Below are 12601 nucleotides of genomic sequence, written 5' to 3'. Positions count from 1 at the left end.
GCCGGTGATCATCGGCACGCGCGGCCCGAGGGGGTGGTGGCGAGAGGATCAGCGGAGAACGGTGCCGCCGTCGACGTTGACGACCTGGCCATTGATCCAGGAGCCGTCGTCGGACATCAGATAGGCCACCATGCTCGAGACGTCGCGAGCTTCACCCAACCGGGTGCTGCGGTTGCCACGCAGCATGCCCTCCAGCATCTTTGGGTCGGCCCCATGCTTGATCTCGTCGGTCAGGATCAGGCCAGGGGTGATGGCGTTTGCCCGGATCCCCTCCTTGCCCCAACCCGAGGCGACGTGGCGGGCAAGGGCATTGATCCCGGCTTTGGTTGCGGAGTAGGCCGGTCTGCGCGCATCGCCGGTGAACGCGGCGATCGAGGACGTGTAGACAATCGAACCGCCACCGCGTTTGAGAAGTTCCGGGATGCTGTGCCGACTGACCAACATGTGGCCACGGAGGTTCACGGAGATCGTCCGGTCCCAGACATCGAGATCGATGTCGACGACGTTGGAATCCTTGGTCACCGATGCCATGTCGCCGGCATTGATGTGTACGGCGTCGAGTCCGCCGAAGGTTGCCACCGCAAACGCGATGAGCTCCTTGACCGAAACGTCGTCGGCGATGTCGAACTGCGCGGCAACCGCCTGGCCGCCCGCGGCGTCGATCGCGGCGGCGGTCTTCTCGGCGCCGTCTGAGTTGAGGTCACCGACAACTACTTTCGCGCCTTCTCGGGCCAATCGCTGTGCCGAGTCGGCCCCGAGTCCGGTGGCGGCCCCGGCCACCACGACAACTTTGTCCTGCAGTCCCTGCATCAACTGGCTCCCTTGTGAACATGCGCATGAGAATAACGATCTAAGTAATCAGAATGCTATTCTCATGGCATGAATGCAACCCCGGAACCCGCTGCCGATCTCGCTGAATTGTTCTCGTTGAAGGGCAAAGTAGCCCTCGTGACAGGTGGCAGTCGCGGTCTCGGCCGAGAAATGGTGCTGGCCTTTGCCAGGGCCGGGGCCGACGTCGTCATCGCCAGTCGCAAGCTTCCTGCATGTGAGGAGACGGCTCGCGAAGTGGAGGCGCTCGGCCGAAAGGCGTTGCCGGTGAGTGCTCACGTGGGCAAGTGGGAAGACGTCGACGCACTGGTGGAGACAGCGTATGCGCACTTCGGCAAGATCGACATCCTGGTCAACAATGCTGGTTTGTCGCCGGTGGCCCCGTCTTCGGAGGAGACGAGCGAGGAGCTCTTCGACAAGGTAGTTGCCGTGAACTTCAAGGGGCCGTTCCGACTTGGTTCATTGGTCGGTCGTCGGATGGCTGACGGTGACGGTGGATCGATCATCAACATCTCGTCGTCAGGTGCACTCTTTCCGGCACCGAAATTCGGTCCTTACGCCGGGGCGAAAGCGGCGCTCAACACATTGGCGGGCGTCTTCGGTCGCGAATACGGCCCGAATGTACGGGTCAACACGATCTCGGCCGGACCGTTCCTGACCGATATCTCGAAAGGGTGGGGCGACGATGCGCGTACCGGTTTGCGCAGTGCGGCTGGGCGTCCGGGCGAGACGTCGGAAATCGTGACCACTGCCCTCTACCTGGCCAGCGCAGCGTCGACCTTCACCACGTCGTCGTTGATCCGGGTCGATGGCGGGTTGTACTGACCTTTACGTGCTGTCCGATCATTGGCCAAAAGACGCAGGTCAGCCAGGCTGTTCGACCATTCCTGGTTAACCTTATAAGGATAAAGTTTCAAACTGCTCCGCTCCGGTACTCGTCGGGGATAGGCTCCGCGCTACCGGGGGGCCACGATCGAGGAGGAACAGTTGAAACCGCATCGCATGCTCGTGGCCGTGTCGGCCGCCGCACTGCTTGTTGTTGCCGGATGTAGTAGCGACCGTGGAAGCGGCGATGGTGACGAGGGTGGAGGTGGTGGTGGTGGAACCGCGTCTTCGGAGACCGCGTCGAGCGACTTCGGCACCCTGTCCGACGTCTGTCAGGACGGCTCGGCCACCGGATCGCCGACGCAGGGTGTCACCGACAGTGAGATCAAGGTCGGGGTGTTCTCCGATGTGGGCTTCACCAAGAATCCTGAGTTCGTCGAGGCGGCAAAGGTGTTCACGTCCTGGTGCAACGACCTCGGTGGCATCAACGGTCGCACTCTGGTGGCGAACACCCGTGACTCGAAGCTGATGGAAACCCGCCAGCAGATGATCGCCGCCTGCCGCGAGGACTTCGCGCTCGTCGGTGGTGGCAGTGCACTGGACGGGCTCGGGGTCAAAGAACGGCTGACCTGTGGGCTGCCCAGTTTCCCGGGCCAGACCGTGCAGCCAACGGTGACCGGTTCGGAGCTGCAGGTCAGTGCTTCGCCCAGCCAGACCGTGGGCTACGACCCCTACTTCCAGTTCCGGACCTGGCTGATCAAGGATGCCTACCCGGATTCGGCCAATGCAATCGGAATCATCAACGGTGACTCGCCGTTGACCAAAGACATTGGCGCCCAGGCCATCGAATCCACAGAGGCTGCCGGTGGCACCTACGTCTACAACGACCTGTACCCCGCGATGGGTGTCTCGGACTGGACCCCGTACGCACAGTCGATCAAGAGCAAGAATGTCAAGGGACTCCAGTTCTATGGCGATTTCAAGCAGCTGGCCAAGCTCGAGAGTGTGTTGACCTCACTCGACTACAAGCTGGACTGGATCGATACGAACAACAACGCCTATGGCCCGCAGTTCATCGAGCTGGCAGCCGATTCCCTCGACTTCCAGAACAACTACCTCGACATGGGTGGCGTGGCACCGCTCGACAGTGACGAGCCGGCCATCACCGAGCTCAAGGCGCTGTATGAGAAGTACGCCCCGGATGCCGAGATCACGTTGCCCGCCATTCGGGCGATGTCGGCATGGTTGCTCTTTGCCAAGTCCGCCGCGAGCTGTGGCGACGACCTGACCCGCACCTGTGTCTACGACGCCGCGAAGGCTGAAACAGCTTGGACCGGCGGTGGATTGACCGCGCCACAGAACCTGGCGCAGCCTGCTCCGCCGTCGCCCTGCTTCAACGTCGAGCAGGCCACACCCGATGGTTGGGAGGCCGCAGATTTCAAGCCGGACAACGGTCTCTACCGCTGCGACGTCCCCGCCTACAAGTACACGACCGACTACGGCACACCCATGACGCTGGCTGACGTCGGAATGACCATGGCCGACATCAAATAGTACGAAGAACAATCAGCTGGTGCGAACTCGGACTGATCACCGAACAGGTGATCAGTCCGAGTTCTACTGGTCTATAACCGAAGCCGGGGCGTAGTTCGCCCATCCGTGGTCGGGCCAGTTGAACCATCCCGACGAGGCGAGCGTGCCGCCGTCGGGATGCAGTGTCGTTCCGGTGATGTACTCCGACAGACCGGACGCGAGAAAGACCACGCAGTTCGAGACATCGGTGACATGGCCGACCCGGCCCATCGGGATGGCGATCCGGGCGCCGATCGGGGTGGCCATCGCTGGTGTCCCGCCACCGCCGAGTTTGTCCAGGCTGGGTGTCGGCACAAAATCGGGCGCGATGTTGTTGACCCGGATCCGATCCGGGGCAACCTCCACCGACAAGGTGCGGGCGAACTGTTCGACCGCTGCCTTTGCCGCCGAATACACCGCGAACCCGGGTGCCGCACGGTGCGCCTCGATGGTGGTGATGTTGATGATGCTGCCGCCGCGACCGCCGGCCTGCATCCGTGGGATCGCCAGCGAGCAGGCGTGGAACACATGGTGAAGGTTGGTGCGCAGGAGTGCGTCCCAGCCTTTCGGTTTGCTTTCGGTGAACGGTGTCCGGAAGGTTCCGCCCACGATGTTCACCAGGGTGTCCAGTTGTCCCCAGCGTTCATCCACAGCTGTGAACAAAGCTGCCAGCGTGTCGGGGTCACGGGCATCACCGTGGTGCACGATGGCCTCGTGGTCGCCGTCGGCGAGAGTCTCACGCAACGCCTCGACGGCGCGGGGATCGATGTCGATGACGGCGATCCGAACACCGTTGGCGACGAGGTCGGCGGCGATACTCTCCCCGAGACCTCCGGCGCCGCCGGTGATCACCGCGACGCTTCCTGCGAGGCGGGCGCGTTCTTCGAACCAGGTCATGACAGGTATGTCGATCCGAAAGCGTCGAGGAACTCGGTTGTCTCGCTGTAGGACCCGGCCGGCGGGTGGGAGACGACGATCCAGGTGACGCCGGCCTTCTCGAGCTCGGCAAAATTCTCGCGGTGACGGTCGGCATCGACGGCGGGAGTTGTCAGTCCATCGGCCTGGTAGGAGTAGAGAACGTCGATCGCTTCGGTGCGCCCGGCGGCCGCGGCAGCGTCCCGCACCTCCGAGATCTTGTCGCCCAGTTCGGAACTGGACCCCAGCGCGGGGGTGCGGGCCGTGGTGCTGAGTTCTGCCCCACCGGACATCGGCATCCAGCCCTGTGCCCGCTCTGCAACGCGGCGGCGGCTCAGTTTGGAGTTGCCGCCGACCCAGATCGGGATCGGATCAGAGACCGGACGGGGCAGGGATCTCACATCACGCGCGTTGAAGTGCTTGCCCTGGTAACTGAATGGCTCGCCACTCCAGTGCAGTGGGAGTACGTCCAGGGCCTCGTCGAACAACTCATTGCGTTCGTTGATGTCGACGCCGAGTGCAAAGAACTCGCTCTTCTGGTACCCGGTGCCCAGGCCCAAGATCAATCGTCCGCCGGACAGCGTGTCCAGTGTCGACGCGGACTTGGCCAGCAACAGTGGATTCCGGTAGGGCGCGACCGCAAGATAGGTCAGGACCTTGATCCGCGTGGTGGCGGCGGCGACAAAGCTCAGCGCAACAAAGGGATCCACCGTCTGATGTCCGCCGGTGGCGAGCCACTTCGCTCCGGGGATCGGATGTTCACTCACCGAGAAACCGTCGAATCCGGCCCGCTCTACCGCAACCGCGACGTCGGTCATCGGTCCGGCGGCGAAGAGGTCGGCGTCGGGGCCGCTGGGTTCTGGATAGTGGAAGATGTAGCGCATCGGTCACCTCATGAACTTCTGTTGTGGACTAGCTCGGGTCGTCGGTCAAAGGATGAGGCTGTTGTGCCCGTCCCAGTAACTTTCGCGGAGTCGGCGCTTGTACAACTTGCCGTTCGGGTCACGCGGCAGTTCGGCGACAAAATCGACACTGCGCGGGCACTTGTAGGTGGCGAGTTCTCGTTGACAGTGGGCGATCAGCTCGGCTGCCAACTCGTCGCAGGCGGCATCTGGATCAACCAATTGCACAACGGCCTTGACCGATTCGCCCATCTCGTCATCGGGTACCCCGATGACGGCGACATCGGCGATCGCCGGATGAGATGCCAGGATGTTCTCGGTTTCCTGCGGATAGATGTTCACTCCACCGGAGATGATCATGTGGGCCTTGCGGTCGGTGAGGTACAGATACCCGTCTTCGTCGAGATATCCCATGTCGCCGATGGTCCGCCAGCCGTGGGCGTCCACCGCGGACGCGGTCTTCTCCGGGTCGTTGTGGTACTCGAACGGGCGCCCGCCTTCGAAGTACACATCGCCGGCCTCACCGGCAGGCAGTTCGTTGCCGTGCTCGTCGAGGATGTGGCAGGGCTGCATCGGCCGACCCACCGAACCCGGATGCGCAAGCCACTCGGCGGCCGTGATGGCGGTGGCCCCGATATCTTCGGTACCCGAGTAGTACTCACTGATGATCGGCCCCCACCAGTCGAGCATCTGCCGTTTCACCGCGACCGGACATGGTGCGGCCGAATGCATCACACCACGCAGACTCGACACGTCATACCGCTCCCGATCTGCGTCGGGAAGCCGGAGCATCCGGACGAACATGGTGGGTACGAATTGCGCGTCGGTGACGCGGTAGCGCTCGATCAGTTCCAGGCATCGTCGTGAGTCGAAGCTCTCCATCACCACCACGGTTGCTCCGCCACGATGCCATGACATCGAAAAGACCAGGGGCGAGGCGTGATAGAGCGGCGCGGGGGACAGGTACACGACGTTGTCGCCGGAACTGCGATCGATCACGCCCTTGGCGATGAGCACCGGGGCCGACGATGGGTCACCGAATGACTTGCCGTCGACCGGCTTCCGAACCCCTTTGGGACGACCGGTGGTGCCCGATGAGTACAGCATCTCCCGGCCCTCGAGCTCCTTGTCGAGGGGTGCCCCGGAGGTGGCGGCCAGGACGTCCTCGTATGACTCGAAGCCGTCGATCTGCCCGGCGCCGCTGACCTTCGCGCGTAGCCGGGACAGGTCGAGAGCGACGACGACATCGGCGACGGCCTCACTGGCGATCAGTGCCTGCGCGCCGCTGTCGTCGAGGACGTACTGCACCTCGTCGGTACGCAGATGTCGATTGACGGCGGTGTAATAAAGACCAGAACGCTGTGCCGCCCAGGCGATCTCGAGGAACGAGCGAGTGTTCTCCATCAGGATCGCGATGTGGTCACCCGGCTGCAGGCCCCGTTCACGCAGTGCCCGGGCGAATCGGATCGACCGGTCCTCGAGCTGGGCGTACGTGACAACCTCGCCGCTGCGGCCCATCACGATGGCCGGCGCACCCGGTGTCAGTTCGGCGTGATGGCTTGGCGTCATCTGCATACGAAACAGTCCTTACGCGGTCGGATCAGGGTTTGACGGCTCCGAATTGGTCGCCGATCACTTCGTCGATCAGTCCGAGCTGTCCACCGAGTTCAAGGGCGACGGCTCGGACAACGGTTACGTCTTTGCTGACGAACGCGCCCACCGCTTCACTGAACGCGGAAACCGATCCGCGGGCCGAAACCCCGTCCAGCGCACGGCTGCTGGAGCTGCCGTGGGGGAGCGAACTGAGCAGGGTGGATTCGTCGACGCCGAGTTCGGCTGCGAGGCGAACTCCTTCACGAAGCAATCCGATCTGCGCCGCGAACAATGCGTTGTTGACCAACTTGACCCGCTGGCCGTTGCCGATGGCCCCGACATGCAGGGCCGGTTCGGCATAGGTCTGCAGGGCCGGACGGATGCGGTCGATGGCCTCGGAGTCGCCACCGAGGAAGACCGTGAGGCCACCGGCCGCGATGTTGTGTGGACCGCCACTGACCGGGGCGTCGACGACGTGCACGCCAAAGGGTGTGGCGCGCTCCGTGATCAGCTCTGCAGTGACCGGGCTGCCAGTGGTGTGCAGAACCAGCACCGAGCCCGGCGGCATCGCGGCGATCAACGGACCCTGGAGGCAGATCTCACGCACCTGGTCGTCGGTGAAGACGCAGACGATGACGATCTCGGCATCGAAGCCGACTTCGCTGATGTCGGAGACTGCCTCGGCACCCGCTTCGGTGACGTCATCACGTGCCTGGTCATTGCGGACCAGGGCACGCACCTGATGCTCGCCGCCGACAAGACGCCGGACCATGGGCAGTCCCATCCGGCCGGTGCCGACAAATCCGATACGCATCATGACTCCTGTCGTGGGTGGTTCATCTGGGCCAGCGTGGCGTCGGCCGCGGTCAGGACGGAACCCACGGTCGCGCCTGCGGCCTCGGCGATGTCGGCGACGAGCGTGACGTCCTTGCGGAGCAGTTCTCCGGCGTGCATGGCGATCCGGTCCAGTGACCCCGCGGTGTCGGTGATCCGGTTCAACGCGAAGCTGTTCGACGATCCGCGCGCGAGGACCTCGGCGAGCCGGGTGGGGTCGACGCCGAGGGCTTCCCCGAGGGCCAGGGTGCTCGACGCCGTCGACAGGTTCGCGCTGAACAGCAGATTGTTGAGAAGCTTGGTGACCTCGCCGGCTCCGATACCGCCGAGGTGGACAACGGGATCGGCATAGGTCTCGAAGACCGGCCGGACGCGGGCGACGACCTCGTCGTCACCGCCGACCATCACCAGGAGTGTGCCTGCGGCGGCGCCCATGCCACCACCACTGACCGGTGCGTCGACGAACGCGATACCTTGCTGCGCAGCCTTGTCCGCCAGTTCGCGGCAGGTGTCCGGGTGCACCGTCGAGTGCACTGCGATGACGCCACCGGCGCTCATCCCGCGCAGGATGCCCTGCGGCCCGTCGACGACCTCGCGGACGTCGGCGTCGGCGACAACGCAGACGCAGGCCAGATCGCTGGCGGCACCCAATTCGGCGGGGGTACCCGCGGTCTTCGCCGCGGTGTCGCCGTACGGCTCGAGCGATTCCGGCCGCCGTGCCCACAATGTGGTCTCGTAACCGGCCTCCACGATCCGGCGGGCCATCGGCCCGCCCTGGCTGCCGAGGCCGATGAATCCGACTCGCATCGATACTCCTTTTGTTCGAAAGTGACTAGTGTCCGGGACGTTTCGCATCGTCGATGCACTCTTCGACAAACGACAGGATGTTCAGGTGGTAGGCCCTCGCGGTGTACCCCAGACTCAGGTTGTGGCCGCCGTCGAATTGTTGTTCAACCACCACCCGGGGGGAGTTGCTGAACAGCGCGCCGATGTCGTGCAACGCGTCGGGATCCTGGCGCCACACGTTCTCGAACTCACCGGAGGTGAAGTGCACCGGAACCCGGACCTGTGCGGCCCTGTCCGGGAACGTGATCGTCGGCCAATCCCGGACCACCTCGTACTCGTACTTGGGGCCTGCTGCCGAAATCGCGGCGCCACCGGATAGTTCTGCCGGATAGAGACGTGCGGGGTTCCAGAGCAGTTCGCGTACTCCGGCACCATCGGGCTTTTTGTCACCGTTGCGTCGGGGCACCAGCACCTTGGCGGCCTGGGGCTGATGCTCGAGACCGGTTCCGGAGACCTCGAGACCCAGGAGGTCTCCTCGTGGGTTGGCGGCAGCCATGCGGACACCCAGCTCGGATCCCACCGAATGGGCCAAGATGAAGGTGCCGGCTCCGCACGGGCGGGTACCGAGATGCGCCTCTATCGCCGCGTAAGCCCAGTCGACACGTTGCTCCGCGGTGGTGAACCGGCCGCCGAATTTGTACGACGCCTCGTAACCCGGACGATCCAGTGCCAGAACGGTATAGCCGTTCGCGGCCCCGGCCCGAAGTAGTGAATGCCGCGGAAACCCGGGGCAGTCGTAATAGGCCGCCTTGGACGCGCCACCGTGCAGCGCGATGATGACACCACGCGGATCAGGCGCAGCCAGAAGCAAACCGGACGAGGGGATGCCGTCGACGTCGACGATCTGTGTGACCGGCACGTCGCCGCATGCGATGGTCGTCGTCTCTGTGATGGTCATTGGGCCGACCTCAAGAGCATCACGCCGCCGGGTGTCAGGCCACCACTGCTGGCGATCGCGGTCTTGGCACCCGGCACCTGGCGGGCACCACCTTCACCGCGTAGCTGGGTGATCGCCTCGGCGATCAGACCCATACCGTGCGTACGTCCATGTGAGAGCTGACCACCATGCGTATTGACGGCGACCTCGCCGCCGATGGCGATGTTCTTGCCGCCGTCGAGGAAGTCTTTCGCCTCGCCGATCTCGCAGAAACCCAGCGCTTCCAGCCATGACAGGCAGTTGAAGCTGAAGCCGTCGTACAGCTGAGCGGTATCGATATCGCTGGGCCGCAACGAGGTTCGTGACCACATGTGGGCCGACGGGCCCAGGACCTGTGGTTCGTGCGTCAACGTGCTCTGGTCCCACTCGATCCGCTCGAGGATCTGGGTGCCCACCGCCTCGACGTACACCGGGGGCTTCGCCAGGTCGGCCGCGGCGTCTTTGGCCGAAACGATGACGGCGATCGACGCATCACAGGGCACGTCACAGTCGTAGAGGCCGAACGGCGTTGTGATGGTGCGGGCCGACAGGTAGTCGTCCATGGTCATCGGGTCGCGGTAGATGGCAGTGGGATTGAGTGCGGCGTTCTTTCGCTGGTTGAGGGCGATCCAGCCGAGCGTCTCGCGGGTTGTGCCGTACCGGTGCATGTGGCGCTGGGCGTTCATCGCCAGCGTGTGCGAGGCGGACATCGCGCCGAACGGCATGATGTAGCCGTTCACCCGACCTCCACCGGCGTGGGAAAGCTTGCCCTGCTTCATCAATTCGCTGTGGGTGGACTCCCACAGGGTCCGGTAACACAGCACGTGGGTGGCAAGTCCGCTGGCCACGGCCATCATCGCGGCGATGACCGATCCGCCGGGACCAAAGGTCTCGATACCGCCGTTGTACCAGGTCGGATGGATACCGAGGGCGGCCTCGACGGACATCACGCCGCCACCTTCACCGAATCCGCCGACATTGCCTGAGCCCGGGTAGCTCGCGATGCCGTCGATGTCGGCCATCGTCAGACCGGCATCTGCGACTGCGCGTTCGCAGGCGGTGATGGTCAGGGCCAGCGGTGAAATCATCAGGCGCCTGCCGATCTCGGACATCCCGACGCCGGTGAGGGCGACCTTGTCCTCGAACTTCTCGGTGGTGGCCATCGGACGGACGTGCTTGTGGAAGTCTTCGGGTTCGATCTCGTCGCGTGGGGCCGCGGCGGGCTGGGCGGCCTGCTCGGCGGCGGGCCGGAACAGCGGGAACCAGACGTCCTCGCGGTTCTCGAAGACGACCTCCATGCGCATGCCGAGTTCGAGGTCGGCAGGGTCGCATTCAACGGTGTTGGTGGTCAGTCGAATACGGGAGTCTTCTTCGAGAGCGACCTGGGCGATCACAAATGGGGTCGGCATGCCCGGCAGCGGGAATCGTTCGTTGACGGTGAACCCGATGAGAGTGGCGTAGCCCGAGACAACCCGGGGTGCGAGCTCCCGCCCGCGGCAATAGCGGCAGACCGGCTGTGGCGGATGGATCAGCGACGAGCAGCTCTGACATTCCTGAATACGTAATGTGCCATCGGAACCCGAAGTCCAGAAGGACTCGTTCTCGCTGGTGAGTGACGGCAGGGGACGTCCTGTCGATTCGGCCACTGTGCCTCCTAGTTGGAACTACGACAGTGACCGCCACGCCTGCATCAGCGTGGCGGCCCCTGTTCGGTTCTTTGTTCTGCGCTGTCAGATCGTCTGTCCGGCTGGACTATCCGGCTGACTGGGCACGTGTTTTCGCGATAACTGCAGGCTCTGCCAAGCGGGTGTCGTCGATCAGCTTCTGCAACCTGACCAGGGTGGCGTCGAAGCCGTCGCCGATCGGCTTGCCCGGGGTGAAGTCCGCAGGCAGATGTCGCATGCCCTGGATGACACCGATGGTGTCGTAGTGCACGGTCGCTTCCGGATCGCACTTGTAGTCCGGCATCCGGTCGAGAACGGCCAGCAGCATCCGCTTGAAGACGGTCCGGGCGACATTGGAGCCGGCGCAGCGATGCAATCCGAGTCCAAAGCTGTAGTGCCGGTTGGCGCCGCGGTCGAGGATGACCTCGTTGGGATCGTCGAACACCTCGGGATCGCGGTTGGCCATCGCCCAGGACAACCACAACCGGTCGCCCTCCTTGAATTCCTTACCCTCGATCTCGATGTCCGCGGCGACGGTACGTCCGTCGCCGGGGGCCGGGGTGTAGTAACGCAGGAATTCCTCGGTGGCGGAGTCGAGCAGTTCATCCCGATTCTCGCTGAGCGTCGTACGCGCTTCGGGATTCTCCGACAGCCATTCGAGCGCATGCGCGGTCAGAGCGGTCGTGGTGTCGAAACCGCCGCCGATGAGCAGACCCAGGTTGCCGAAGATCTCCATGTCCGGCAACGGCTCACCGTCGATGCGCGCCTCGGCCAGTGCATTGATCAGTCCTGGACGTGGATTCGCCTTGATCTCGGCAAGGTTGGTGAACAGGTCGATGCCCATGGTCTTGTGCATCTCGTTGACCCGCGCGATATCCGGGGAGTCCGGCGGGGTGTAGACGGCGGCATGCACCGGCTCGTTGTACAGCGTCCACTTCTCCAGTGGGATGCCCATCATGCCAAGGGTCAGGACGGCGGGCACGATGTTGGCGAGCTCGTCGACGAAGTCGATCCGCCCCGACTCGATCTTCTCGTCGAGGCAGGCGTGTACGACATCGTCGATGAACGGGATCCATGCCTTCACCGCAGCCGGTGACAGGTACGGGTTCAGGACGGCGCGGTAGTTCTTGTGATCGGGGTCGTCCATCTCGAGGATGCCGCCGCGAAGACCGTTGGCACGGTCCGGGGTCGGGATCGAGATGCCCTTGTAGCCGGACCCGGTGCCGTTGACGTCGTGGTCTGTTGACACCACCGGGCAGCGGGCCAGCTCGAAGACCTCTTTGTTACCCGCGGCAACCCAGTGGCCGCCATACGTGTCGCTCCATGCGATCGGACACTCCGATTGCATTTTCTGGGTGACGGTTTCGAACTCGTCCCGGTAGTGGGGCGCGTGTCTCTCGAACTGGAAACGTGGTGTTTTTCGAGCGTCTTGGGTGACGTCCTCAACGGTCATGGGCGTCGTCCTTTCAGGTGCGGGGCAGTCGAATACCAGGGAAGGGGGTACTACTCGGTGATGGTGATTGCTCGTTCCGGGCACGATGCGAATGCCTCGCGGACACTCTTTTCGTGCTCCGCCGGTACATCCTCGGTGATCGCCGACGCGTGTCCGTCGATGTCGTTCAATTCGAACGATTCGGGAGCGATCATCGCGCAAAGCGTGTGTCCCTGGCACTTGTCTGAATCGACCTGCACCTTCACGTGTGTCT

At 63.8% G+C, this 12601-nt stretch carries 12 protein-coding genes; 2 read left to right on the top strand and 10 right to left on the bottom strand.

Annotated features, from left to right (window positions below; genetic code table 11):
• Positions 1-48: 48 nt before the first annotated feature.
• Entirely contained in the window at positions 49-810 is a 762-nt protein-coding gene (locus tag AC56PL_RS08995; RefSeq protein ID WP_497153637.1) for an SDR family NAD(P)-dependent oxidoreductase, read from the bottom strand.
• Positions 811-879: 69 nt separating this feature from the next.
• Between AC56PL_RS08995 and AC56PL_RS08990 the strand changes: the two genes are divergently transcribed.
• Together AC56PL_RS08990 and AC56PL_RS08985 are read left to right on the top strand one after the other, a co-directional pair.
• Entirely contained in the window at positions 880-1653 is a 774-nt protein-coding gene (locus AC56PL_RS08990) for an SDR family NAD(P)-dependent oxidoreductase (protein ID WP_497153636.1), read from the top strand.
• A gap of 177 nt (positions 1654-1830) precedes the next feature.
• On the top strand, positions 1831-3207 hold the full coding sequence (locus AC56PL_RS08985; RefSeq protein WP_495515931.1) for an ABC transporter substrate-binding protein: 1377 nt from the start codon (positions 1831-1833) through the stop codon (positions 3205-3207).
• 63 nt (positions 3208-3270) lie between these two features.
• On the opposite strand, the gene AC56PL_RS08980 is transcribed toward AC56PL_RS08985, so the two are convergent.
• From AC56PL_RS08980 to AC56PL_RS08940, 9 genes are all read right to left on the bottom strand, one after another.
• Complete coding sequence (locus tag AC56PL_RS08980; protein WP_497153635.1) at positions 3271-4122, bottom strand: SDR family NAD(P)-dependent oxidoreductase; 852 nt, start codon at positions 4120-4122, stop codon at positions 3271-3273.
• Positions 4119-5024 carry an LLM class F420-dependent oxidoreductase gene (locus tag AC56PL_RS08975; RefSeq protein WP_497153634.1) on the bottom strand — a complete coding sequence of 302 codons (906 nt, stop codon included), beginning with the start codon at positions 5022-5024 and terminating at the stop codon, positions 4119-4121. Before AC56PL_RS08975 ends, AC56PL_RS08980 begins: the two co-directional genes overlap by 4 nt.
• Positions 5025-5069: 45 nt before the next feature.
• The gene (locus tag AC56PL_RS08970; protein WP_497154277.1) at positions 5070-6611 is read right to left on the bottom strand and encodes an acyl-CoA synthetase; all 1542 of its coding nucleotides are present in this window, start codon (positions 6609-6611) and stop codon (positions 5070-5072) included.
• A 31-nt stretch (positions 6612-6642) separates the two neighbouring features.
• Positions 6643-7449 (bottom strand): NAD(P)-dependent oxidoreductase, encoded by an 807-nt coding sequence (locus AC56PL_RS08965; RefSeq protein ID WP_497154276.1) that lies wholly within the window; start codon positions 7447-7449, stop codon positions 6643-6645.
• Entirely contained in the window at positions 7449-8276 is an 828-nt protein-coding gene (locus AC56PL_RS08960) for an NAD(P)-dependent oxidoreductase (protein ID WP_497153633.1), read from the bottom strand. The genes AC56PL_RS08965 and AC56PL_RS08960 overlap by 1 nt, the downstream gene beginning before the upstream one ends.
• Positions 8277-8301: 25 nt before the next feature.
• Positions 8302-9213, bottom strand: coding sequence for an alpha/beta fold hydrolase (locus AC56PL_RS08955; protein ID WP_497153632.1), 912 nt, complete (start codon positions 9211-9213; stop codon positions 8302-8304).
• Complete coding sequence (locus AC56PL_RS08950) at positions 9210-10877, bottom strand: thiolase C-terminal domain-containing protein (protein WP_497153631.1); 1668 nt, start codon at positions 10875-10877, stop codon at positions 9210-9212. The genes AC56PL_RS08955 and AC56PL_RS08950 overlap by 4 nt, the downstream gene beginning before the upstream one ends.
• A 106-nt stretch (positions 10878-10983) precedes the next feature.
• Positions 10984-12348 carry a cytochrome P450 gene (locus tag AC56PL_RS08945; protein ID WP_497153630.1) on the bottom strand — a complete coding sequence of 455 codons (1365 nt, stop codon included), beginning with the start codon at positions 12346-12348 and terminating at the stop codon, positions 10984-10986.
• 50 nt (positions 12349-12398) lie between these two features.
• Positions 12399-12593, bottom strand: a complete 195-nt coding sequence (locus tag AC56PL_RS08940; RefSeq protein WP_495513368.1) for a ferredoxin — start codon at positions 12591-12593, stop codon at positions 12399-12401.
• Positions 12594-12601: the final 8 nt, after the last annotated feature.

Source organism: Williamsia sp. Y721, assembly GCF_059683565.1.
Note: the sequence above shows the minus strand (reverse complement) of the source record. Positions and strands in the feature narration are given on the sequence as shown.